Here is a 25,918-nt window from a genome sequence, read left to right on the forward strand (position 1 = left end):
AACTGCTTCGCCCCTGTAGATCATGGGAATCAATGTTTCAAAACTCTTCTCGATCGCCCGCCACAGTAACCGATCCAAGTTTGTTGAAGCAGCAGAACCTCAGAACAAAGTATCTGCTGGGGGGATTGGCGATCGCCATCTTGGCCGTGTTTGGGGGCGGCATTTTTAGTTTCCACTGGTTTAGTGAAAAATTTCTCGAAAATTTACAAAATAATCTGTCGGCGGTGGCCGAACTACAAGCACTCCAAATTGATCAATGGCTACAGGAGCGAGCAGGGGATGCCCGAGTCGTAGCAGCACGCCCCGTTGTGCTCAATGGCCTCAAGACTTTTGAGTCTCCTTCCAGTACAGAGGCAGAAATTAACGACTACGAAGCAAGACTCTCCAAGCTCGTCACAGATCTCCAGGGGAACTATCGTTACCGCCGGATTATTTTCTTTAATCGTCGTGGTCAAATGGTTTGGCAAAACGGCCAACAGGACGAGCCTTTACCCAAGCGGCTACCCATCGCTTTTTGGGACTATGGACGCTTTGCGGGGGTCGGCGGGGATGTGCAAATTATTGACCTGGAGCTTTTGACCCTTGGGGATCAAAAAAGGCCTGTCTTTGGGGTGCTCTCCCATATTTATGACGAGAATAATATGCTCGTTGGGGCTGTCTATTTAGAAAAAGATCCCAGTGATTTTCTCTATGGCCTTTTAGCGCGAAAGTCGGAAGCCTACACAACGGCAGAGACAATATTAGTGCGCCGTGAAGGTGATATTATTCGCTATTTAAATCCCCTCCGTTTGGGCCAAATCCCTCCTTTAGAATTTACCCGTCCTCTTAATCGAGAAGATCTCCTCGCCAGCCAAGCGATTCTCCGGGAAGAGGGACTGGTTCGGGGGATCGACTATCGCCAAGTCCAAACTGTTGGGGCGTCCTTTGGGACAATTCCAGAGATCCCTTGGATCGTGATTCACAAGGTTGATCTGCGGGAGGCAAATGCTCCCATCCGCCAGTTGGCGATCGCCATTGGTGGTTTATCGGGCCTGTTGATCATCGCGGTCGTTGGGGTGGGTTACCAGATGCTGCGGTTAAACCAGGGTCAGGTGGAGGCGATCGCCCAGACTGCTGAAATTGATCGAGCAAGAATTATCGCCGATAACGCTTCCTATTACCGTACGGTGATGGAAACGGCGATCGATGGTTATGCCGTCCTCGATGACCAGGGAACTTTTGTTGAAGCTAATGTTGCCCTAGAAGAAATGACCGGATATAGTCTCGCTGAGCTTCAGCAACGTCGCATTTTTGACCTGATCATTGCCGATGACATCAATCCCCAGCAGTGTTTACAGGAATGGGGCGATCGCCAACGGCTTAAATTCATCCAGCAGTGGCGCCACCACAACGGCCAGATCATAGATATTCAACTCAGCCTGACTTTTTTTACCCAAGGACAACGGCAGTTTTTTCTCTTTGCCCAGGACATCACCCAACAAAAGCAAGCCAATGCCGCCCTGATAGAAAGTGAACGTCGTCTCTACCACGCCATCCATGATGCTCCTTTTCCCATTATTCTCTATGCAAGCGATGGGGAAGTTTTTCAGCTTAACCGAGCTTGGACAGATCAAACGGGCTACGATGCTGACGAAATTCCGACGATCGCTGCCTGGGCCAAAAAAGCCTATGGCGAAGACCACCTAAGCAACCTCGACCGAATCAAAAAAGTCTATGACATCGAAAAACCCACCCATGACGGCGAATATTGCCTAACGATTAAAAGCGGTGAACAACGCACCTGGGATTTTAGTGGCTCTCCCCTGGGGCAGCTTCCCGATGGCCGTAAACTCTTGGTCACCATGGCGATCGATGTGACTGAACGCAAAGCCAATGAAATCGCCCTCCGCAGTGCTAAAAAACAAGCCGAAGAAGCCAACCGAGCCAAAAGTTTGTTCCTTGCAAACATGAGCCATGAACTGCGTACTCCCCTCAATGGCATCCTCGGCTATGTCCAAATTCTCAAATTTGACGACAGCCTCAACCCAGACCAACAAAATAGCCTCAGCATCATTGAACAATGTGGTCATCATCTCCTTGGGCTCATTACCGATGTCCTCGATTTCTCAAAAATTGAAGCCCAGCGGGTGGAATTAGTACCCTCCACCGTGCAGTTTCACTACTTTCTGCTCGATATTCTCCAAATTTGCCAGATCAAAGCCAAAGAAAAAGACCTCCTCCTGAACTATGACATCGATCCCAATCTTCCTAACTATTTTCTGTTCGATGAGCAGCGTCTCCGCCAAGTCCTTCTGAATCTCTTGGGTAATGCAATTAAATTCACCCAAAAAGGGAGCGTAATCTTAGAGGTGAAATGCCAAACGACCCAAGGTGATACATTGCCCCTAGACTCGGTGGCCCAGCACCTCCATACAGTTCAGTTTCGGATACGCGACACTGGCTGTGGTATTGAGCCGGAAGACCTCAAGAAAATTTTTCTACCCTTTGAGCAGGTTGGGGATTATCGTAGTCGTCCCCAGGGGACAGGTTTGGGTCTGGCGATTAGCCAAAAATTAGTCGCCATGATGGGAGGACAACTCCAGGTCACAAGCCAAGCGGATCAGGGGAGTTGTTTTTTCTTTGCTCTCGATTTGCCAGAGGTTTCTGTGAGTGCCCCAGTAACTTCACCGGAGGATCTTTTCCACTGCCATTTAGAAATTGTCGGTTATGTGGGGCGACGCCAAATGATCCTGGTGGTGGACAACCGCTGGGTGAACCGGGCTGTGATTAAACATTTTTTGATGCCCTTGGGTTTTATTGTCCTTGAGGCAGACAATGGCCAAGAGGGCATTATGACGGCGGAAGCGAACCCAGTGGATTTGATTATTTCAGACATTATGATGCCTGTGATGAATGGCCTCGACATGGTGCGTCAGATTCGCCAATTGGATCACTTAAAGGTGATGCCCCTGGTGGCGATGTCGGCGGACGCTCTGAATAATAATACGGATGTTTTTGCGGCGGGCTTTGATGTTTTTTTAGAAAAGCCCTTGGATTTTTCCCTGCTGTTAGACACTCTCCAGGCCCAGTTACATTTGACTTGGGTCTATGAAGACCGCGCTTGATCGCTCTAGGGTCTGGTTGGTACAGTGCCGGGATAGAGCTTTTTATTTGTGTTCGAATACTTGAGGAAAAATAGTTATGGCTAGAACTGAATCGACCATGTTGCCCCTGGGCTCCCCTGCGCCGGATTTTTCCCTACCGGATGTGACCACAAATCAAGTTGTTAATTTGGCTGATTTTCGGGGAAAGGCGGGTTTATTGGTGATTTTTCTTTGTCGCCATTGTCCGTTTGTGATTCATATTCAGGCAGAACTCGCACGCCTTGGGACTGATTTTATTCCCCAGAATCTCGGTATTGTGGCGATTAGTGCGAACGATGTGGAAAATTATCCCGACGATGGGCCGGAAAAACTGCAGGAAATGGCGGCGGAGTTAGGCTTAAATTTTCCGATTCTCTATGATGAATCCCAGGCGATCGCTAAATCGTATCAAGCGGCTTGTACGCCGGACTTTTTTTTGTTTGATGGGGATTTAAAACTGGTGTATCGGGGCCAATTAGATGATGCTCGTCCAGGGAATAATCAGCCTGTGACAGGGGCTGATCTCCGCCAGGCGATCGCCGCTGTTTTTGCGAAAGAAACCCCTGATCCCAACCAAAAACCGAGCATTGGTTGCAATATCAAATGGAAACCGGGCAATGCCCCAAGCTATTTCGGCTAGACGACTGGGGCCGACTTCACCGTCAGCCAGAGTAATAAAACCAGGGCAAGAACGAGCAGTTTCGCCAAAACGTAGAGGGTGCTATCGGGGAAGAAATAGGTGCTTAACATAAAGCCTCCTTGGGACTTCAATCTAAGAGTCCACGGGGGTGGGAATGTTCCTGATGAAATTTCCCTATATTCTTATTGTCCTGCGCTCTTTTTTGCCCAAGGGTTAGGGCTGATATTTAGTTGGAAATATTTATAAAACGCAATGTTTAGGTGCGTTTCGAGCTGGCTTTTGTGGGCTCGGCTTCCTCAAAAAGGGGCACTGTAAAGGAAAACTGACTGCCTTGATTTTTTCCTTTGGATTCGGCCCAAATCGTCCCGCCCCAGGCAGTGACAATTTGGCGACAGATGGCGAGGCCTAGGCCTGTTCCCCCGGCACTCCGCCGCAGAGCACCTTCCTCTTGGTAAAAGCGATCAAAGACGGTTTCTAGGCGTTTGGGTTCGATACCCCGGCCATTGTCAATGATACTGACGGTAAACCTCTGGGGCTCTTCGGCGGTGATGGCGATCGCCACTTCTCCGGCTTTTTCATCGGTAAATTTGCAGGCGTTATCCAGAAGTTTCGCGATCACTTCTACGAGCCACTCCCCATCTGCCTGGACAAGGGGCAGATCTGGCGATACATGGTTAATTAGTTGGGGCAAAGACTGGCCACCGCTACTCTGGTAGCGTTTGGCGCGCACATGGCTGATGGCCAGCTCTACACATTCGTAGAGCATCAGGGGTTCGATGTTCCAATCGACCCGGCCACTTTCCAATTGCGAAAGGGTGAGGAAATCCTGTACCAAAGTTCGTAGTCGTTCCGCATCCTGGAGAGCGGTATCTAGCATCACCTGGCGCAATTCTTCGGGCATATCTGGTTCGTTAGCCAGGCTCTCTAGACACACCTGAATGGTGGAGAGGGGAGTACGTAGCTCGTGACCTGTGATGGCAACCAAGTTAGAGCGGGTGCGGTCGAGGGCGGCGAGTTGTTCGTTGAGGTCTTCGAGGTTGTTATAGGCTTCGGCTTGGATCAGGGCCACTCCTACCTGGACGGCGATCGCCCCGACGAGGGCAATGTCTTCTTCTTTCCAGTGGATCGCCTCAGGGTTGCAGTGGTGCAGCTCGATCATCCCGATCAGCCGCCCTTGATAGAGCACAGGAACTAGGAGCCAAGAAACGATTGAACAGGTTTTTGAGAGCGTTTCTAAGCCATCTTTGATAAAGTAGGGGTCCTGTTCTGTGTTGTCGATGCCGAGGGGTTCCCCGAGGGCCACTACCTCCTGAAATAGGGGATTGTGTTTGAGGGGCCAACTTTGACCCTTAATGGAAATTTGGTCGCCATGGAGAAATTCATGCTGAATCTGGGCCTGTTCGTCCGCTTCGTCGCAGCGGTAAATAATACAACGGCATACACCGAGACCTTCCCCCAATTTTTCGACGGCCAGTTGGAGGATATCTTCAGTGTCAAGCGATCGCCGGATCGCCGCCGTGACTGTATTGATCAAACGTTCCTTTTGTTCCTTGTTCGCGAGGGAGCGATTCGCCTTGAGGATTTTATATTGGCCCGCCTGGAGATAGTTCACGAGCCGTTGTACAAAGGGATCCGCCGCCGCATTGGGCTGATGGTTTGTGAGATCCGTGACCCCGTAGGATAGATAGGTTTTTTTGGCGGTTTTGATCTTCTTTTTGAGTTCTGGGCGATATTTGGCAATGCGATCAAGGAGTAGGGCCGCAGCTTTTTCGGTGATTTGTCTGTCTTCTGTCCAAATTCCCTCGAAGCGCCGGGCATTGTCGGCGAAGTGGTCTCCCTGTTCAGAGTTGTTGTGTTTTTCGCGGCAGAGGAGGCAACTGGCAAAATTTTCCCCAATCACCACCAAATGCCATTCTTCGCTGAGGGCGTCATCGGGCTCAAAGGCGACTTTTTCGTAGCCATCGGAGGCATTGGCAAACTCGGTTTCTGGGGCAGCGAGCACATAAACCTGGTCAGATTTCTCGGCAATGCGTCGGTAACGGGCCGCTTCTTGACGGTAATATCTCTCCTGCTGAAAGCTGGCGATCACCAAAGGGGAATCTTGGCCCGCCAGAATTTGATCTTCCATCGCATGGGAGAGGGCCGTCAAGGAAGATTTGAAATAGAGTTGCGATCGCCCCTGGGGAACGGCTTCAAATAACTGGTTGACAACCGAGGTTTGAATACTCATTGAGAAATGTTTTTCCCCTAGAAGAATAGTCGCCTTCTACGAATGGTGGGCCGGAAGAATCCCCTAGATTATCCTTGATTGACTAGGATTGATCAATTTTCTGCGGGATTTCACCCCCAAAAAGCCCCTGGATTTTGGGGCACGATTAGGCCGACGCCAAAGCGCTGATAAGTTCGGGAATTGGCTGAACCGGGGCATCGGGAGCCGTCACCGCTTCGATGATAGAGTGCTGGGCTTGCGGATGCCCAAGGGATGCCACACACAGTTCAGCTACCTGCTGCCGCGGAATACGCCCTTCAAAGAGGGTGTCAGCTTTGCCTAAAACCAAGGGGGCTTGGGCTTCGGTATTCAGACCACCGGGACGAATAATTGTGTAATTGAGAGGACTGCCGATGAGATAGGCTTCGGTTTGCTTTTTCCAGAACAGCACCAGGCCAAATAAATTTAGGGGATGGAAAAATTTGGAAACACAGAGGGACGTGACGAGGACGAACTGTTGAACCCCTTGGGCAACGGCAGCATCGATCAGTGCTTTTGTGCCGACATAGTCTACCTGGAAAAATCCAGCAATATTTAAACTCGGCCGCGCCGCCGCTGCACAAATGATGTGATCACAATCGGCGATCGCCCCCGGGAGTGACTTTCTATCGAGCAGATCGGCGACCACCAATTCTGCTTCAGCGGGCAACAGCTCCTTGGCCCGGTTGAGATCTCGTACCATTGCCCGCACCGGAATATTTTGAGCCACAAGGGTTTCAACAACGCGCCGTCCTGTTTCTCCCGTTGCACCAGCTACTAAAACTTTCACAAATTCACCTCTTACAAAAAAATAGGGATTTACCTGGAATTGATAATTATTATGCGGAATTCCCATCCCTTGGGATGCAACTTTACAGAAAAGCAGGCATGATCTTAGGTACAACAAGTTTGTGTCTTGTCTTGATAGTGATCCTATGAATCCTGTGGAATCGTCTGGCTCCTCGACGGCGTTTGGTGATGTTTTCAATTCTGAAACACCCCCGATGCATTTTGTGACCCACTACCGGGGCATTATGCAGATGTATGCCCCCCTAGAGGCTGTGGCGGAATACCTCGCTCGCCACGGGGGATGGTTTCACCGTTGTGCTAAACCGATGCAGGTAGAACCTTTTACAGACAATGGCTATATTTTGACGGTGGGTCGATTTGGAAACTTTGGCTATGAGGTTGAACCCAGGCTGGCCGTTGTCTTTGAGCCCCCTGTGGACAATGCTTATCGGATGTACAATGTCCCCCTCCCGGAAGGACAGCCCCAGGGTTATGCCATCGATTATGATGCGGTGATGTGCTTAGACCATCTCCCCTGGGATCAGGTGCTGGCTACGGATACCCAAGCGCGGAAAATGTTAGGCGATCGCCCGATGCCCCCCGTGATTACCCAGGTCAATTGGGAGTTAAATTTGCAGGTACTGGTGCAGTTTCCTAAGTTTATCTACAAGTTACCCCAGGGCTTACTAAAATCCACAGGCGATCGCCTCCTATCAACAATTATTTCCCAAGTCTCACCACGCCTCACTTTCAAAGTGCAGCAAGATTTCCATGACTGCCTCAATTTGCCCCTCCCCACGAAAACTGGCCGGGCCTGTACCTTAATTCGCGACCCAGAAATCGTCCCCCCTGAAACCGAAAAAGAGGACAGTGCCCCTGTCCCCTCCGAAAACTTTGCCTGGACTGTACCTACAGACGGCCAATAATTTTGGTCACAATATCCATACCACTCACCGCTTGCCAACCAAACAGGGCAACCAAAAGGGTATTCAGACCAATATGTGTGATGCGGGCGAAATCATTGCCCCGTTGCATAAAGGGAACCAAAGAAGCAGATACGGCGATCAAGCCCGTCATCCCTAAACCGACGAGCAAGTGGGGGCTGACAAACAATTTGCCATTGTTAATATACGTGACAGCCATCCCCCCGATTGTCCCTAAGACCATAAGCGAGAGTAAGAGGGAGCCAATTTGATGGTGTTTAAAGTTGAATTGTTTTTTGATGAGTTCTTTCCGGACTTCTTTGTCAGCGCTGCGGATGCGACGGATTTGAATGCCGAGGTACATCGCGTAGATACATAGCCCGAATAAGACCCACATTAAAATAGGGTGACCAAATTGGGACCAGACTTTGATAGATTCTGGAATTTCAAAATTCATGGGTGTTTTCTCCTGGGTGCAGGGTGGTGCGAATCTTTATAAAACTTAACTGATTCCCAAACAAATGGAAATAATCCCCTGAGCCTAGGTTCCGTGGCACAGTATCCACTGGGGAAACTCCTACAATAGAAATCAGTTTTTATTGTACGTTTTGCAATGACAGCCTCAGCAGACCAAACCCAGTTGTTTCAAGCGATTCGCCACCAAGATCTGGATCGGGTTGCGGCTTTGCTCTCCCAGGGGGGCATGGTCAACATTTTAGATGGCGATCGCACGAGTCCTTTGATGTATGCCTGTCGCTCCGGGTCTGTCGATCTTGTCAAACTCTGTCTTACCCATGGGGCAGATTTAGAACTGCGGGGAAAATATGGCCTCACAGCCTTGATGGTGGCGGCAGCGGCCCGACAGGAAACGGTTTTGTCATTGCTCATCGCAGCGGGAGCTGATCCGAATGCGAGCAACGAAGATGGGAGTACGGCGTTAATGGTGGCGGCCTATCGGGGGGCGATCGCCATCGTTGATATTCTTCTGCAAGCCGGAGCCATGGTCAATGGCGAAGACTTTGATGGAGATACAGCTTTGAATTTAGCGATTCAAGGCCGACACCCCGCCGTTGTTCAAAAATTACTCGACCATCGCGCTAATCCCTATCAAGGTTTAGGGGCAATGACGGTGGCAGTGTCAGAGGGGGCGATCGCCTGCGTAGAGGTGTTGCTCAAAGCAGGGATTAACGTTAACCTCCCTGGTATCGATGGTAAAACTCCCCTCATGCACGCGGTCATTTCTGGTTATGAGGACATTGTCGAAATGTTGCTGGTGGCTGGGGCGGCGGTGAACCCCACGGATCTCAATAACGACACCGCCTTGATCTTTGCCATTGAACAGGGCAATTTAGACCTCACGAAGCGCTTGATCCAAGCGGGCGCTGAGCATGAACAGCCGCTGATGCTCTCCCTGGCCGCTGCTGCGGGCAACCTCGAATTAGTGCAATATTTATTGGGTCATCAATTGGCACTAAATGGTACTGACGAGGCTGGAGATACAGCCCTCCACCTAGCGACCCTCGAAGGTCATACAGAAATTGTTCAATATCTCCTGGAACAGGGGGCGATCGCTAATCTCCCCAACCATCAGGGGGATACGCCACTACTGATTGCCGCTTACCAAGGCCACGGGGCGATTGCCAAACTACTCCTCGACCACGGGGCCGACCTCCACTACCGTAATGAAGGAGAAAATGCTCTCCTCGTCGCCTTCAACCAAGGGAAAGTTGATCTCTTCGCCCTTTTTCTCGCCCGGGGTAGTAATCCGAATGAACGGCTTCCCAACGGAAAAACCCTGCTCATGGAAGCAGCAGATCGCGGTTACACTGCCCTGATCGAAATGCTCTTAAATGCTGGAGCCGATGCTAATATCACCGATCAAAACCAAGCCACAGCCCTGATGTGGGCAGCCCACCGGGACTACCATGGCGTGGTGCAGCTCCTCCTTGAACGGTGTCCAGACCTTGATCTCCATGCCCGGAATAAACGGGGCGATACCGCCCTCAAAATCGCACAATTCAACCAGTGCCATCGAGTAAGCGCCCTACTCCAAGCCGCTGGTGCTTAGTAAAAGCAAAGAGACGATCAAGATGGCAAGTCATTGATCAAGAGTGGATTATTTAAAAATTCCTCAATTTCTAATGACTCCGCAGCATGGAAATTTTGTACCGGAATGCTTGGTGGATTGGCATGGCGCGCATCGGTAATCCACCAATCGAGGGCTGTTTTTTGTAGATCGATGGTGGCCCCAGTTTTGTCGACGCAATAGCGCCCAAAAACAAGTTTATCCTTGAGGCGAACTCCAGAACCAAGACGAGAATATTCGAAGATAACGCTGCTTTCCACCGTTGCTCCAGCACAGATCCAGCAGCTAGGACCAATCATCGTGGGGCCGACAATTTTGGCGCCATCTTCGATGCGGGTCATGCCGCCAATATAAACCGGACCTTGGATATCCACTTTGTCCCAGTTCACCGCCACATTGAGCCCAGTGTAAACGCCTGGCTTAACTTCGATGCCAGGAATCGGAACATTTTTGACTTTGCCCTGGAGAACATGTTGAATTGCCAGCCAATAATCGGGGACCTTGCCAATATCTACCCATTCAAAATCCATTTCGAGGGCATAAAAAGGAGCATTGGCCGCAACAAGTTTTGGGAACAGTTCTCCCCCAATGTCGAATTCACAATCGGGGGGAATAAAATCAATGACTTCTGGCTCGAAAATATAGATCCCTGAGTTGATCTTGGTGCTGAGGGCTTCTTCGACACTGGGTTTTTCTTGGAAGCTCAGGATGCGGTCATTGTCATCGGTAACAACGACGCCATAGCTGGAGACATCTTCCCTGGGGACAGATTTGGTGATCACGGTGGCGATCGCCCCTTTTTCTTTATGCCACTGCACCGCCGCAGTGAGGTCAAGGTCGATCAATGCATCCCCACAAAGCACCACGAAGGTATCGTCAAAAAACGGATTAAAATCTTGGATTTTACGAATGCCACCCGCTGAACCCAGGGCCTTCCCTTGCAATTCGCCATCCTTGATATTGCCCTCAAAGGAATAGGCAAGATGAACGCCGTAGCGTTGCCCATCCTTGAAATAGCCTTCAATTTCGTGGGCGAGGTGACTGACATTCACCATAATCTGGTCGAAGCCATGCTGGGCGAGGAGATCGAGCAAAAATTCCATCACAGGTTTTTGCAAAATCGGAATCAAAGGCTTTGGAATGGTGTAGGTGATCGGGCGGACCCTTGTTCCTTTACCAGCTGCCAGAATCATGGCTTTCATGAATAGTCTCGTCCTCAAACGATGGGTTACTTAATACTAGATGCAATGACACTCTGGGTGAATTGGTACTTATTCTACCGAAAGGTGCGACGGTGGCTAAATCTCTCCATTGGTCTGTTTTTGGGGATGGTTGGGCGGTAACTTCGAAGTTTTAGAAAAAATCGGTTTAGGATAGGGAGCAAATAAAAGAACAATTGTTTTAGTTTGTTTAGTTAGTTAGAACGTAATGGCGATTAAACGCAGCCAGGGGGATTGCCCCCCGCCAAAAAAAAGTAACCCGATGGGATCGGCGCGGGATCCTTTAACCAGCAGTCAAGCCCTTCCCGACGAACAGGCTCAAAGTATTGTCGAGGATCGGATTCGCCCGCAGCAATTGGCGGACTATCTGGGACAAAGGGATTTAAAGGAAGTTCTAGGCATTGCGATCGCCGCCGCGAAAGCAAGAAAGGAACCGCTTGATCATCTGTTGTTGTATGGTCCCCCTGGTTTGGGTAAAACGACGATGGCGTTAATTTTGGCGGCAGAAATGGGCGTGAAGTGCAAAATTACGGCGGCGCCAGCCCTTGAACGTCCCCGCGATATTAGTGGTTTGTTGGTGGCGTTGGAAGCGGGCGATATTCTATTTATCGATGAAATTCACCGTCTGAATCGGATGGCGGAGGAATTGCTCTATCCGGCGATGGAGGATGGACGACTAGATGTGACCATTGGCAAGGGAACCAGTGCGCGGACGAGGAGTATTCCGTTAAAGCCCTTTACGTTAATCGGGGCGACTACTAAGGTGGGATCGTTGACGTCGCCCCTGCGCGATCGCTTTGGTCTGATTCAACGGCTGCGATTTTATGAGGTGGATGAATTGGTGGCGATCGTGACGCGGAGTGCGGCGATTTTAAATCAGCCGATCACCCCTGAAGGAACCCTTGAAATCGCCCGTCGTGCTCGGGGGACCCCTCGGATTGCCAATCGTCTCTTGCGGCGGATTCGGGACTTTGCCCAAGTCAAAAATTGTCCTGAAATTACCCAAGCAGTGGCTGCAACAGCGATGGATTTGTACAATGTCGATCCGTTGGGCTTGGATTGGACTGATCGCCTCATTTTGACGACGATGATCAACCATTTTGGGGGTGGACCAGCGGGCTTAGAGGCGATCGCCGCCGCGACGGGAGAAGATAGCAAAACGGTAGAAGAAGTTTATGAACCTTACCTCCTGCAAATTGGTTTTTTGAACCGTACTCCCCGGGGCCGAGTGGTTACAGCGATCGCCCGTCAACATTTACAAGTAGATTCATCAGATGCTACAACCCCAACCCAATTGGATTTTCTGTCCTGAACCCAAAATCGGCCATCAGAAGCAGTGGCGATCGCCCGTCAACCTCTACAGATTTTATCGGTGTAGCAAAAGACCCCCATGTGCAGTCCTAGCGCTGATTCCCAGCTATTGTATTTAGTGAATACATTGATAAAATTATCAAAAAAATCATCACCCTACCCCGCCTAACATCTTTGCAGCAACCATCCCGACGAATTAACCAAAAAGTCTGCTTCATTGGGGGAACAGGGCACTCCGGGTCAACGTTACTCGGACTGCTACTTGGTAACCACTCTAGTAGTTTTTTTTGTGGAGAAGGGAAAAAAAGCCTCTACCTGCACAAAAAAAATGCCCCGGCCCATAAACGCTTCTGTAAATTCTGTGGCCCTGACTGTCCCATCTGGGGCGACCTAGATCTGACACCAGAACTTGATCTTTACGAACAACTCGCCCAACAGCTCTGGCGTAAACAACAACGACATCAAACCCTGATGATTGACTCCAGTTCGGGGGTCAATTGGATTCGGCAGCAGCGCCAGGCGATCGCCAAAATGACTGCTCAACCTTATCTGATTTTTCTCCAGCGGGATGGGCGCGGCGTCGTGAATTCCTACCGCCGAAAATATCCAGAGCGGGATCTAAGCCAAATCATCCAGCAATGGCGCGAAAAAATTCAGCAGACCCAAGTGCTTTTTGAAGAATTCACCGGCCCCAAGTTAATCCTCCATTACGAAGAACTCGCCCTCGATACCGACATTGTCCTAGCAAGGCTCTGCGAATTTCTAGGGATTGTCTATGAACCGGAAATGCGCAATTTTGGCAATGCTGAATACCACGTCCTGGGGGGAAACAATGGTACCCAATATCTGGTGGCCCAAGGCCAACAGCAAGCCCGTACCCAAACAGGGCAAAAGTTCTTGACCCGAATGTCAGCTCTCAATCGCCACTATTACCAAACCCACAACGCTGAAATCGCCTTGGATTTGCGTTGGCAAACGGAACTTTCCGACGAACAACAAAGCCGCTTCACTCAGTTGGTGGGTGATCTTAATCAATCCTTCGTCTGGCCTCCGGCCACCCTTTAAGTAAATTGCAATGACCAAAAAAATCGACCTCGTTTTTCGCACCATTGGCGAGCGTACCAGTGATCTGGCTTTAGATTTAGCAATCCAGCAAATTCAACCGCATCAAGTTCATCTCATTGAAAATGTCCGTCCTTTTTCTGCAGCGGTGCAGAGGATGTTAGAGATTGATTATGACTGCGATTTTATCGTGTTCATGGATGCGGATTGTTTGATTATGGAAGATATGCATGGCTTCTTGCAGCGCAATGATTTTCCCTATGTAGATTGTTATGTTTTGGATAAATTCCGGGGACATATTCACCAAGGGGTGCACATCACGCGGGTGGATGTGGTGCGGGCAATGCAGCAGTTACAGCCGCCGCAAAATGATGAAAAATATGTCCTGCGTCCTGAATCGCGGCTACGATCGATGGCGCTTTCTCGCTTGAAAGCAAATAAACACTTTAAGAGTTTTCGAATTCTCCATGATTATTTCCAGTCCTATGAACATGTCTATGCAAAGATGGCGCTGCGGGAGCTGCGGAGCCGCACGGAGGAAAATCGGCGGGAATTAGAAGCGGCACAACGTTACTGGGAGCGCCATCCTGGGGATATGGATTTTCGGATTGCTCAGTTGGCGATCGCCCAGACGGCGGCAGCTGTTCCCCTCCAGGCAACGCCGACGGAAATTGATGATTATATTGTCCGGCTTCCAGAAATTGCCACTGAGGCGATCGCCCAATTAGATGTGCCGACTCAGCCCGAGATCTCTCCGGCCGAGATCGATGATCAAGCTCGCAAAATCTGGTCATGGCAGTTGGTACAGGTGGGGGGCGGCACCCTCGAACCCCCAGCAAAACCCCGCTCTCCCCATAAAATTTTTGGCATTGGCCTCAGCCGCACCGGTACAAAAAGCCTCACCAGTGCCCTCCATGTTTTGGGGTTGAAGGCAATTCACTATCCTGAAGATGAAACCACCCTACGGGAACTCACCGAGGGAAATTATCGCTTTTCGCTTCTAGAGCATTTTGATGCGATCACTGATATTACAGTGTCTGCTTTTTATCCCCAACTGGATCAACTTTTCCCGGGTAGCAAATTTATCCTTACCATTCGAGATAAGGAAAGTTGGCTCACTTCCCTGGAAAAACACTGGTTTAATCGGCCGGCTTTTAGTGAAACAAACCAAATTGAAAAGGAAATCCACCTGCACATCCGCCGGTTTCTGCGCAGCACTGTCTATGGCTGCTACGAATTTAACCGCGAACGAATGTCCTATGTTTATGATCTGCACTACAAAAATGTCTTAGATTATTTTGGCGATCGCCCAGAATCACTCCTGGTGCTAAACATTGGGGCTGGGGAAGGTTGGGAAAAACTCTGTCCCTTCCTGGGGTTAGATCCCCTTGAACAACCCTTCCCTTACATCAAAAAACAATCCCTGTTAAAGTCGCTGCTTAACGCTGAGGCCAAGGTTATTGATACATCCCTCCCGGTTTAATCCCTCAATGGGGAGTAGGTTTCTACCCCCATTCCTCTCCCCTCTGGAATGCAACCCGTGAAATTACGCTTTTTTGCGGTATTGGCTACTACACCCCGGTTGCTGCGTTTAGTCTGGTCGGCAAGCCCCCCATTTTTGATCATTTCTTTGCTCACCACCCTGGGCGCTTCCCTACTGCCGGCCCTACAACTTTACGTTGGCAAACTGACCATTGACCAGATTCTGGCTACCATTGGCCAACCCTCTAGCCAATGGTCTGGGGTATTTATTCTCGTCGCCCTGACCTTAGCCCTGACCCTCATCACCGACGGTCTGAAGGAACTCGCAACCTATGGTGGCCAAGTATTAAGCGATCGCTTTAACCTCTATGCGAGTAATCTCCTGCTGCGCCAAGCGACCCGCCTGGACCTTGCCCACTACGAAATTCCAGAATTTTATGATCTCCTCAGTCGCGCCCAACAAAGTGGTAGCACTTACCCGGTCCGCGCCCTAGCTAGTTTCACCAGCTTCCTCGGCCACAGCGTCAAGCTGCTCACCCTGGCCGGGCTGATGTTGAGCTTTAGCCCCTTGGCAACGTTATTGCTGCTATTTACTTCTATTCCTGCTTTTTTAATTGGAGTGAAATTTTCGGGTAAACGTTTTAAGGTACTGCGTCGCCAAACCCAAAGTGGCCGCTTTGCTGATTATTTACAGCGAATCCTCACCCATCAAGATTTTGCTAAGGAAATTCGTCTGTTTAACCTCACTGACCATCTCCTGAAGCGATGGTATGACGTTAAGTTTGTGTTTAACCAAGAAGTAGAGCAGCTCTCTGCCCGTCAAGCCCTTGCCCGCAGTAGTGCCAATCTCTTGGCGAAGCTGGGATTCTACCTCACCTATAGCTGGATTGTGGTGCAAACTCTCCAGGCTCAAATTACGATCGGCTCTCTGACAATGTATGCCGGCGCCTTTCGGCAAGCCCAAGGATCTGTCCAAGGGATGCTAGAGGATATCGCCAGCTTGTATGAGGTAAATCTGTTTGTCGGTCAATTTTTTGATTTTTTAGACCTCGAACCCTATGTCAAAAATTGCGATCGCCCCCAACCGTTTCCTTCAAAAATTCAGCAGGGCCTAGAGTTAAAAGCGGTCAGTTTTACCTATCCTGGGTCACAAAAGGCGAGTTTGACGGGATTAGATTTAACGATCTATCCCGGGGAAAGTATTGCCCTGGTCGGAGTGAATGGGGCGGGTAAAACAACGTTATTAAAGTTATTGACGCGGTTTTATGATGTGACAGCGGGAGAGATTACCGTTGATGGGATTCCGTTACAGGATTTTGATCTGGCGACATTGCGACAAAATGTCGGCATTATTTTTCAGGATTTTGCTCGGTACCATTTGACTGTGGCGGAGAATATCGGTTTTGGCAATATCAAATTTCACGATGATTTGGCACGCATCCGCCAAGCAGGGATTGCGGCAGGGGCCGATGAAATGATTCGCGATTTTGACGGGGGCTATCAGACGATGTTGGGAAAAATTTTTCCTGAGGGGCGAGAATTATCGGGGGGACAGTGGCAAAAGGTGGGTTTAGCGCGGGCATTTATGAGTGATGCCCAAATTTTGATTTTGGATGAACCGACGGCGGCCCTTGATGCGATCGCCGAATACGATCTGTTCCAGCGCTTCCGGCAACTGGCAGCGGGGAAAATCACGTTCCTTGTCAGTCATCGGTTTTCAACGGTGCGCATGGCAGACCGGATTGTGGTGTTAGAAGGAGGACAAATTCGTGAAATCGGCAGCCACCAGGAATTGATGAACCATCAGGGCCTCTACGCCCAGATGTTTACACTGCAGTCTTCGAGCTACGACCTTTAACTTGATCGCCAAAACATACTCCAGGAAATGACTTGATTGTCTGGTGATCGCCGTAGGGGGTACACAGGGTCATCAGGAATCCTTTTAGAATGGGAAAAGCTCTTAACTCCCAACGCTCAAAATTCACCTAAGCAAATTATTTATTCACATATTCACTATGGCTTTTTCTCCGGAAACCTCGGCATTGATAGTTCTTTTGATCGCTACCTTGGGGGTCATTGGCTGGGGCTATCGGCGATCGCAAAAAGCGGGACAATTGGGGCGGTTAGCCTGGGGGCAATCCCTCGCGATTACAGCCCCTTGGTTTCTTCTACTCGCCTGTGTTTTGCTGGGGATAAGCCTTAATCTCATTGGCGTTGTCTTGATCCTCGTGGCTTCAGCTGGCGCTTATATTTATTTAGGAAATCTCCGGCGGGAAGCAGGCCAGGCGGAACTGATTCGCAAACAAGCCCTTGAACGGCTTCAGACTGAGGTAACCCAGGAACAAGCCAGTTCCGTAGAACAAGCCCTAGAGCCTGATCTTCAACCCATCAACGTTGAAGATCTCCAAACCATTAAAGGTATTTTTGGCATCGATACATTTTTTTCAACGGAAGCCATTCCTTACCAAGAAGGGGCCATTTTTAAAGGGAACCTCCGGGGTGATCCCGAAGAAGCACACCATAAACTCACCGAAAAATTAGGCGATCGCCTGGGGGATAAATACCGCCTATTTTTGGTCGAAGATCCCGAAGGAAAACCCGTAGTTGTTATTCTTCCCAGCCGCAATGACCCTAAAGCCACGACTCTCGCCCAGAAAAATATTGCCCTCGCCCTCTTTGTCGCTACCCTAGTGACGACCCTTGAGGCGATCGGTGTTCTCAAAGGCTTTGATCTTTTTAGTAACTGGCAGCGTTATACCGAAGTTGTGCCCCTCAGCCTTGGGATGTGGCTCATTCTAGGCGTCCATGAACTTGGCCACTGGTGGGCCAGCCAGAAACACACTGTCAAGCTCAGTATTCCCTTCTTTTTACCCAACTGGCAAATTGCCTCCTTTGGGGCAATTACTCGCTTTGAATCGCTGCTTCCCAATCGTACCGCCCTCTTTGACATTGCCTTTGCGGGGCCAGCAGCAGGGGGAGTATTCTCTTTGATCCTATTGATTATCGGCTTGGGACTATCCAACCCCAACAGTCTTTTTCAAATCCCTAGTCAATTTTTCCAAGGCTCAATTTTGGTAGGAACCCTAGCCCGTTTCCTCTTGGGAGATGGTCTACAACAAACCCTTGTCGCTATTCACCCCCTTACGGTTTTGGGTTGGTTAGGCCTGGTGATTACTGCCCTAAATCTACTCCCTGCCGGCTGTCTTGATGGTGGCCGTATCATCCAGGCGATCTATGGGCGGAAAACTGCCCGTCGCACGACGATCGCCACTCTCATTGTTTTAGGATTAATTGCTCTGTTCAACCCCGCCAATCCAATTCCCCTGTATTGGGCCTTAATCATTATTTTTTTGCAACGGGAAGCCGAGCGTCCCAGCCTGAATGAGCTCCTTGAGCCAAACGATACTAGGGCAGTCCTGGCCTTAGTTGCGCTCTTTTTGATGTTGATTACCCTGATTCCTCTCAGCCCCAGTCTGGCAGGCCAGTTAGGAATTGGCGCCTAAAGCTGTCCGATACCGAAAATTTCCACAATTTTGCCTACTTCTGAGGGCATACCTCGCAATAAAACTTAAACACTGCGATCGCCTGAAAATCCCTATCCGATAGTAGGCTGTTATCTAAAGTCTATTTACAAGCTTTTAGTAATCAATCACTTTATAAGGAACACAAGTTATGGCTATCGAACGTGGCTCCAAAGTAAAAATCCTCCGCAAAGAATCCTACTGGTATGGCGACGTTGGGACCGTTGCCAGCGTTGACAAGAGCGGCGTCATCTACCCCGTGATTGTTCGTTTCGACAAAGTCAACTACAACGGCTTTAGTGGTAGCGCTGGTGGCTTAAACACCAACAATTTTGCTGAGCATGAACTAGAAGTCGTCAAATAAAGAAAGCCCAAGTCAGCTTTCCCCCTTTGATTTCTTTACGCAACAATTCCTTGTTCCCTTAAACATCGTTTCCCCGGAGGCGGTGTTTTTTGTTTGGCCTTTTAAATTTCTCAGCGACAATGGGAAAATAGCCAGCACACCCATAGCAGAAAGGATTAACCCTGTGACAGTTCGCGTTCGTATTGCCCCCAGCCCCACCGGAAATTTGCATATCGGCACCGCCCGGACTGCCGTTTTTAACTGGTTATTTGCCCGTCACTGTGGCGGCACCTTCATTCTCCGCGTTGAAGATACAGACTTAGAGCGCTCCAAACCCGAATACACAGAGAATATCAAAACAGGCCTAGAGTGGCTCGGCCTCACTTGGGATGAGGGTCCTTTTTTCCAAACCCAACGCCTTGATCAATATAAAGCCGCGATTCAAACACTTTTAGATAAAGGATTGGCTTACCGTTGCTACTGTACCCCTGAGGAACTGGAAGCGATGCGGGAACAGCAAAAGGCCAATAATCAAGCGCCCCGCTACGACAACCGTCACCGCAATTTGAGTGATGCTGAACGGGCAGAATTTGCCGCCCAGGGTCGCAAGCCAGTGATTCGTTTCAAGATTGATGACGATCAGCAAATCCTCTGGAAAGATCTCATCCGGGGCAATATGACTTGGAAAGGGAGTGATTTGGGGGGTGATATGGTAATCGCCCGCACACCGGAAGGGGATGAGCCCTTTGGTCAGCCGCTCTACAATTTAGCGGTGGTGGTCGATGATATCGATATGCAGATTTCCCATGTGATTCGCGGCGAAGATCACATTGCAAACACTGCAAAACAGATTTTGCTCTACGAAGCGCTCGGGGCAGCGGTACCAGAATTTGCCCATACGCCTTTGATCTTGAATAAAGATGGCCGTAAGCTCTCGAAGCGGGATGGAGTGACTTCTATTGATGATTTCCGCCAGATGGGTTTTCTGCCCCAGGCGATCGCTAATTACATGAGCTTGCTTGGTTGGACACCGACCGACTCCACCCAAGAAATCTTCACCCTTGCCGAAGCAGCTAAAGAGTTTTCCCTAGAACGGGTGAATAAAGCAGGGGCGAAATTCGATTGGGATAAGCTCGACTGGATCAATGCCCAATATCTCCATCACATGGCAATCCCCGAATTGACCGACCTTTTAATTCCCTATTTACAAGCAGCAGGGTATGGCGATTATTTGGGCGATCGCCCCTGGTTAGAGTCCCTAGTTACTTTAGTCGCGCCTAGTTTGACCCGTTTAGTGGATGTCACCCAAGAAACCCGTCTTCTTTTTGGGAACACCATCACTTTCGATGAAAAAGCGACAACTCAGCTCCAAACTGAAGGCGTTAAGGCTATTCTTCAGGAAGTCCTGCAACAGATTCAAGCTAAGGCTGAGTTTGACCTTGACATTGCCAAAGAGCTTCTCAACCAAGTCACAAAAGCCCACGGCGTCAAAAAAGGCGTTGTAATGAAATCGATGCGCGCTGGTCTGATGGGTGAGCTTCAAGGCCCCGATCTCATGCAGTCCTGGGTACTCCTCCACCAAAAGGGCTGGGATATAGAGAGACTCAGTCAGGCGATCGCCACCATTTAACGCCCTAATCAACACCCAATAACGATGTAAACCTCCTGTGCATGGGAGGTTTATTAATTTCAGTAGGCGATACATAGTTACTAATTTTGTATATTCAGGTGTTCTATGGAGCGTTATGCCCGGGCGATTCCAAAAAACTTTTATCACTCAAGCCCTTACCCCGCTTGTGTTCCAAGCATTTTCTTTATCAAGAAGGAAAAAACTTTTAAAAAAGGTGTTGACATCTCCAGGATGTCTGGTTAATATAGTTAAGCGCGGTTGAGAGAGACGCACTGAACCGCCGCCCCGAACCGAGACAAATAAATAGAATTTGAAAGTGACTATCCGCCCCCTTGTTTTAACAAGATTATAACAAGTGAGTCGGTTGAGATTGAAACAATCGATACCGAGGAGCTTAGTTAAGGATAAAGAGAGCCTTAAAAAAATATCTCTTAAAAAGGTGAATGAAAGTTCCTTAGGGAATGAGTAACGAATCTACTATGGAGAGTTTGATCCTGGCTCAGGATGAACGCTGGCGGTATGCCTAACACATGCAAGTCGAACGAAGTCTTCGGACTTAGTGGCGGACGGGTGAGTAACGCGTGAGAATCTGCCTTCAGGACGGGGACAACAGTTGGAAACGACTGCTAATACCCGATATGCCGAGAGGTGAAATCTTTTTTGGCCTGAAGATGAGCTCGCGTCTGATTAGCTAGTTGGTGGGGTAAGAGCCTACCAAGGCGACGATCAGTAGCTGGTCTGAGAGGATGAGCAGCCACACTGGGACTGAGACACGGCCCAGACTCCTACGGGAGGCAGCAGTGGGGAATTTTCCGCAATGGGCGAAAGCCTGACGGAGCAATACCGCGTGAGGGAGGAAGGTCTTTGGATTGTAAACCTCTTTTCTCAAGGAAGAACAAAATGACGGTACTTGAGGAATAAGCACCGGCTAACTCCGTGCCAGCAGCCGCGGTAATACGGAGGGTGCAAGCGTTATCCGGAATTATTGGGCGTAAAGAGTCCGTAGGTGGTTCAGCAAGTCTGCTGTCAAAGCCCGCAGCTTAACTGCGGAGAGGCGGTGGAAACTGTTGAACTAGAGTGCGGTAGGGGTAGAGGGAATTCCCAGTGTAGCGGTGAAATGCGTAGATATTGGGAAGAACACCGGTGGCGAAAGCGCTCTACTGGACCGTAACTGACACTGAGGGACGAAAGCCAAGGTAGCGAAAGGGATTAGATACCCCTGTAGTCTTGGCCGTAAACGATGGATACTAGGCGTTGTCTGTATCGACCCGGACAGTGCCGAAGCTAACGCGTTAAGTATCCCGCCTGGGGAGTACGCACGCAAGTGTGAAACTCAAAGGAATTGACGGGGGCCCGCACAAGCGGTGGAGTATGTGGTTTAATTCGATGCAACGCGAAGAACCTTACCAAGATTTGACATCCCATGAATCCTGCCGAGAGGCGGGAGTGCCTTCGGGAACATGGAGACAGGTGGTGCATGGCTGTCGTCAGCTCGTGTCGTGAGATGTTGGGTTAAGTCCCGCAACGAGCGCAACCCTCGTCCTTAGTTGCCAGCATTAAGTTGGGCACTCTAGGGAGACTGCCGGGGACAACTCGGAGGAAGGTGGGGATGACGTCAAGTCATCATGCCCCTTACATTTTGGGCTACACACGTACTACAATGGTCGGGACAAAGGGCAGCAACCCCGCGAGGGCAAGCGAATCTCATCAAACCCGGCCTCAGTTCAGATTGCAGGCTGCAACTCGCCTGCATGAAGGAGGAATCGCTAGTAATCGCAGGTCAGCATACTGCGGTGAATCCGTTCCCGGGCCTTGTACACACCGCCCGTCACACCATGGAAGCTGGCAATGCCCGAAGTCGTTACTCTAACCGTTCGCGGAGGAGGGCGCCGAAGGCAGTGCTAGTGACTGGGGTGAAGTCGTAACAAGGTAGCCGTACCGGAAGGTGTGGCTGGATCACCTCCTTTTAGGGAGACCTAACCTACTGAAGTTTGAAAGCAATCAGCAAATAGAACGCAGTAAGGTCATCTCGAAGGTCGTGCGAGGGGGAGAAACGGAAGTCACTTTCAAATTTAGGTTCGTGGAAATGGGCTATTAGCTCAGGTGGTTAGAGCGCACCCCTGATAAGGGTGAGGTCCCTGGTTCAAGTCCAGGATGGCCCACTTATCAACCGTTGGTAATCATCAATTGTTGATGTCAATGGGGGTATAGCTCAGTTGGTAGAGCGCCTGCTTTGCAAGCAGGATGTCAGCGGTTCGAGTCCGCTTACCTCCACCAAGACCCCGAAAAATAATGAAACGAATTTAGCATCAACACCATAGCTTGGAAAGCAAGTATTAGATGTTGTTGAATGCTGAAAGAGATTTCAGCAAAGCACCTTGAAAACTGTACAAAATAATATTAGATAGTCGAAATTGCTAGGTAGGAAAGTACGAAAAGTACAAACAATCCAAAATAGCCAGTCTGACCTTAAAAAGGTCAAGCTACAAAGGGCTAACGGTGGATACCTAGGCACACAGAGGCGAAGAAGGACGTGGTTACCGACGATACACTCCGGGGAGCTGGAAGCGAGCATTGAGCCGGAGATTTCCGAATGGGGCAACCCTTAATACAGCCATCTGAATATATAGGATGGTATGAGCCAACTCAGCGAATTGAAACATCTTAGTAGCTGAAGGAAGAGAAAGAAAAATCGATTCCCTTAGTAGCGGCGAGCGAAGCGGGAAGAGCCTAAACCAACTGCTTAGGTGGTTGGGGTTGTGGGACAGTAATGTGGACTATAGAGATTAGATGAAGTAGTTGAAAGCTACACCAGAGAAGGTGAAAGTCCTGTAATCGAAAATCAAAGTAGCCTAACTGTATCCCGAGTAGGCCGGAGCACGTGAAATTCCGGTTGAATCAGCGAGGACCACCTCGTAAGGCTAAATACTACTGTGTGACCGATAGTGTAAAAGTACCGCGAGGGAAAGGTGAAAAGAACCCCGGGAGGGGAGTGAAATAGAACATGAAACCGTTAGCCTACAAGCAATGGGAGGACGATTCAACGTCTGACCGTGTGCCTGTTGAAGAATGAGCCGGCGACTTACAGGCTGTGGCAGGTTAAGGTGAAAAGCCGAAGCCAAAGTGAAAACGAGTCTGAATAGGGCGTTAGTCACAGTTTGTAGACCCGAACCCGGGTGATCTAACCATGGCCAGGATGAAGCTTGGGTAATACCAAGTGGAGGTCCGAACCGACTTCTGTTGAAAAAGGAGCGGATGAGCTGTGGTTAGGGGTGAAATGCCAATCGAACCCGGAGCTAGCTGGTTCTCCCCGAAATGTGTTTAGGCGCAGCGGTTGATAAAGCTTATACAGGGGTAAAGCACTGTTTCGCTGCGGGCTGCGAGAGCGGTACCAAAGTGAGACAAACTAAGAATACTGTATAAAAAGCAACCAGTAAGACGGTGGGGGATAAGCTTCATCGTCGAGAGGGAAACAGCCCAGACCGCCAGCTAAGGTCCCAAAATACTTGCTAAGTGATAAAGGAGGTGGGAGTGCATAGACAACCAGGAGGTTTGCCTAGAAGCAGCAATCCTTGAAAGAGTGCGTAATAGCTCACTGGTCAAGCGCTCCTGCGCCGAAAATGAACGGGGCTAAGCAAGTTACCGAAGCTGCGGGATAATATCTATCGATACTATCGGTAGGGGAGCGTTCTATATGGTGTGAAGCATTAGCGGCAAGCAGGTGTGGACTGTATAGAAGTGAGAATGTCGGCTTAAGTAGCGAAAATATGTGTGAGAATCACATACCCCGAAACCCCAAGGGTTCCTCCGGAAGGCTCGTCCGCGGAGGGTTAGTCGGGACCTAAGGCGAGGCCGAAAGGCGTAGTCGATGGACATGAGGTTAATATTCCTCAACTCTTATGTGGGAGCACAACTATGACGCATGAAAGATAGCTACACCCTGAATGGATTGGGAGGAAACCACGGTTTCCGCGTAGTTAAGGATAGTGCCTAGAAAAGCTAGTTGTGTGTTGAAAGCATAGGACCCGTACCCGAAACCGACACAGGTGGGGTGGTAGAGTATACCGAGGGGCGCGAGGTAACTCTCTCTAAGGAACTCGGCAAAATTGCTCCGTAACTTTGGGATAAGGAGTGCCAGCGAGAGCTGGTCGCAGTGAAGAGGCCCAGGCGACTGTTTACCAAAAACACAGGTCTCTGCCAACTCGTAAGAGGATGTATAGGGGCTGACGCCTGCCCAGTGCCGGAAGGTTAAGGAAGTTGGTTAGCTTCGGCGAAGCTGACGACTGAAGCCCCGGTGAACGGCGGCCGTAACTATAACGGTCCTAAGGTAGCGAAATTCCTTGTCGGGTAAGTTCCGACCCGCACGAAAGGCGTAACGATCTGGGCACTGTCTCGGAGAGAGGCTCGGCGAAATAGGATTGTCTGTGAAGATACGGACTACCTGCACCTGGACAGAAAGACCCTATGAAGCTTTACTGTAGCTTGGTATTGGGTTCGGGCTTTGTTTGCGCAGGATAGGTGGGAGACGTTGAGATTACCCTTGTGGGGGTAATGGAGTCAATGGTGAGATACCACTCTAACAAGGCTAGAATTCTAACTTTAAACCGTGAATCCGGTGAAAGGACAGTATCAGGTGGGCAGTTTGACTGGGGCGGTCGCCTCCTAAATGATAACGGAGGCGCACAAAGGTTTCCTCAGGCTGGTTGGAAATCAGCCATTGAGTGCAAAAGCATAAGGAAGCTTGACTGCGAGACTTACAAGTCAAGCAGGGACGAAAGTCGGTTTTAGTGATCCGACGGCGCTGCGTGGAAGGGCCGTCGCTCAACGGATAAAAGTTACTCTAGGGATAACAGGCTGATCTCCCCCAAGAGTTCACATCGACGGGGAGGTTTGGCACCTCGATGTCGGCTCATCGCAACCTGGGGCTGAAGTAGGTCCCAAGGGTTGGGCTGTTCGCCCATTAAAGCGGTACGTGAGCTGGGTTCAGAACGTCGTGAGACAGTTCGGTCCATATCCGGTGCAGGCGCAAGAGCATTGAGAGGATTCTTCCTTAGTACGAGAGGACCGGGAAGGACGCACCGCTGGTGTACCTGTTATCGTGCCAACGGTAAACGCAGGGTAGCCAAGTGCGGAGCGGATAACCGCTGAAAGCATCTAAGTGGGAAGCCCACCTCAAGATGAGTGCTCTCATGGAGTTAATCCAGTAAGGTCACGGGAAGAACACCCGTTAATAGGCATTAGGTGGAAGCGTGGCAACATGTGAAGCCGAGATGTCCTAACAGACCGAGGGCTTGTCCTTGATGGTTAGACGAAAGATTTCGATAAACTAATAGAGATTTTGTACAGTCTTGAGGGTGTGAATACACACCACTGCTTGGTGTTTCTAGCATAGTGGAACCACACTGATTCCATCCCGAACTCAGATGTGAAACGCTATAGCGGCGACGATACCTGTGGGGTAGCCTGCCGGGAAAATAGTCCAATGCCAAGCTTCTCTCTTATTTAAAACTGAATACCTTATTCTTCTTCTTTATTTTTGAA

At 49.8% G+C, this 25,918-nt stretch carries 15 protein-coding genes, 2 tRNA genes and 3 rRNA genes; 16 read left to right on the forward strand and 4 right to left on the reverse strand.

Going from position 1 to position 25,918, the window contains the following annotated elements; translation table 11 throughout:
- Positions 1-32 precede the first annotated feature (32 nt).
- Positions 33-3,104: a PAS domain S-box protein gene (locus ACZ45B_RS06605; RefSeq protein WP_024546227.1), complete on the forward strand. Its 3,072-nt coding sequence runs from the start codon at positions 33-35 to the stop codon at positions 3,102-3,104.
- Between the two features lie 76 nt (positions 3,105-3,180).
- On the forward strand, positions 3,181-3,762 hold the full coding sequence (locus tag ACZ45B_RS06610; RefSeq protein ID WP_024546226.1) for a thioredoxin family protein: 582 nt from the start codon (positions 3,181-3,183) through the stop codon (positions 3,760-3,762).
- A gap of 256 nt (positions 3,763-4,018) precedes the next feature.
- Here the strand turns inward: ACZ45B_RS06610 and ACZ45B_RS06615 are convergent, their stop codons facing one another.
- On the reverse strand, positions 4,019-5,992 hold the full coding sequence (locus ACZ45B_RS06615) for a DICT sensory domain-containing protein (RefSeq protein WP_024546225.1): 1,974 nt from the start codon (positions 5,990-5,992) through the stop codon (positions 4,019-4,021).
- Between the two features lie 145 nt (positions 5,993-6,137).
- Complete coding sequence (locus ACZ45B_RS06620) at positions 6,138-6,800, reverse strand: SDR family oxidoreductase (protein ID WP_024546224.1); 663 nt, start codon at positions 6,798-6,800, stop codon at positions 6,138-6,140.
- Positions 6,801-6,945: 145 nt separating this feature from the next.
- Between ACZ45B_RS06620 and ACZ45B_RS06625 the strand changes: the two genes are divergently transcribed.
- Positions 6,946-7,725: a DUF1997 domain-containing protein gene (locus ACZ45B_RS06625; RefSeq protein WP_024546223.1), complete on the forward strand. Its 780-nt coding sequence runs from the start codon at positions 6,946-6,948 to the stop codon at positions 7,723-7,725.
- Here the strand turns inward: ACZ45B_RS06625 and ACZ45B_RS06630 are convergent.
- Positions 7,709-8,179: a DUF4079 domain-containing protein gene (locus ACZ45B_RS06630; RefSeq protein WP_024546222.1), complete on the reverse strand. Its 471-nt coding sequence runs from the start codon at positions 8,177-8,179 to the stop codon at positions 7,709-7,711. The two genes, ACZ45B_RS06625 and ACZ45B_RS06630, sit on opposite strands and share 17 nt — an antisense overlap.
- A gap of 156 nt (positions 8,180-8,335) precedes the next feature.
- Between ACZ45B_RS06630 and ACZ45B_RS06635 the strand changes: the two genes are divergently transcribed.
- Positions 8,336-9,790 carry an ankyrin repeat domain-containing protein gene (locus tag ACZ45B_RS06635; RefSeq protein ID WP_024546221.1) on the forward strand — a complete coding sequence of 485 codons (1,455 nt, stop codon included), beginning with the start codon at positions 8,336-8,338 and terminating at the stop codon, positions 9,788-9,790.
- A gap of 17 nt (positions 9,791-9,807) precedes the next feature.
- Here ACZ45B_RS06635 and ACZ45B_RS06640 read toward each other — a convergent pair whose 3' ends face one another.
- Entirely contained in the window at positions 9,808-11,010 is a 1,203-nt protein-coding gene (locus ACZ45B_RS06640; RefSeq protein ID WP_024546220.1) for a sugar phosphate nucleotidyltransferase, read from the reverse strand.
- A gap of 226 nt (positions 11,011-11,236) precedes the next feature.
- On the opposite strand from ACZ45B_RS06640, the gene ruvB reads away from it, so the two are divergent.
- From ruvB to rrf, 12 genes are all read left to right on the forward strand, one after another.
- On the forward strand, positions 11,237-12,340 hold the full coding sequence (ruvB, locus tag ACZ45B_RS06645) for a Holliday junction branch migration DNA helicase RuvB (RefSeq protein WP_464675018.1): 1,104 nt from the start codon (positions 11,237-11,239) through the stop codon (positions 12,338-12,340).
- Positions 12,341-12,513: 173 nt separating this feature from the next.
- Positions 12,514-13,404 (forward strand): sulfotransferase, encoded by an 891-nt coding sequence (locus tag ACZ45B_RS06650; protein ID WP_024546219.1) that lies wholly within the window; start codon positions 12,514-12,516, stop codon positions 13,402-13,404.
- Between the two features lie 10 nt (positions 13,405-13,414).
- A complete protein-coding gene (locus ACZ45B_RS06655; protein ID WP_024546218.1) occupies positions 13,415-14,884 on the forward strand; it encodes a sulfotransferase family protein in 1,470 nt (489 codons plus the stop codon).
- 57 nt (positions 14,885-14,941) lie between these two features.
- A complete protein-coding gene (locus ACZ45B_RS06660) occupies positions 14,942-16,741 on the forward strand; it encodes an ABC transporter ATP-binding protein (protein WP_081699667.1) in 1,800 nt (599 codons plus the stop codon).
- 157 nt (positions 16,742-16,898) lie between these two features.
- The gene (locus ACZ45B_RS06665) at positions 16,899-18,386 is read left to right on the forward strand and encodes a site-2 protease family protein (RefSeq protein ID WP_024546216.1); all 1,488 of its coding nucleotides are present in this window, start codon (positions 16,899-16,901) and stop codon (positions 18,384-18,386) included.
- Between the two features lie 169 nt (positions 18,387-18,555).
- Positions 18,556-18,768 carry a photosystem I reaction center subunit IV gene (locus ACZ45B_RS06670; protein WP_024546215.1) on the forward strand — a complete coding sequence of 71 codons (213 nt, stop codon included), beginning with the start codon at positions 18,556-18,558 and terminating at the stop codon, positions 18,766-18,768.
- Between the two features lie 163 nt (positions 18,769-18,931).
- Positions 18,932-20,377: a glutamate--tRNA ligase gene (gene gltX, locus ACZ45B_RS06675; protein WP_024546214.1), complete on the forward strand. Its 1,446-nt coding sequence runs from the start codon at positions 18,932-18,934 to the stop codon at positions 20,375-20,377.
- A 476-nt stretch (positions 20,378-20,853) separates the two neighbouring features.
- Positions 20,854-22,344, forward strand: a 16S ribosomal RNA gene (locus ACZ45B_RS06680).
- 121 nt (positions 22,345-22,465) lie between these two features.
- A tRNA-Ile gene (locus ACZ45B_RS06685) sits at positions 22,466-22,539 on the forward strand.
- A gap of 39 nt (positions 22,540-22,578) precedes the next feature.
- Positions 22,579-22,654 (forward strand) — tRNA-Ala (locus tag ACZ45B_RS06690).
- Between the two features lie 199 nt (positions 22,655-22,853).
- Positions 22,854-25,676: ribosomal RNA gene (locus ACZ45B_RS06695) — 23S ribosomal RNA — on the forward strand.
- A gap of 74 nt (positions 25,677-25,750) precedes the next feature.
- Positions 25,751-25,868 (forward strand): 5S ribosomal RNA (gene rrf, locus ACZ45B_RS06700).
- The 16S, 23S and 5S rRNA genes sit together here with 2 tRNA genes alongside, the layout of an rRNA operon.
- Positions 25,869-25,918: the final 50 nt, after the last annotated feature.

The sequence above is a fragment of the Picosynechococcus sp. NKBG15041c genome (genome assembly GCF_055380235.1).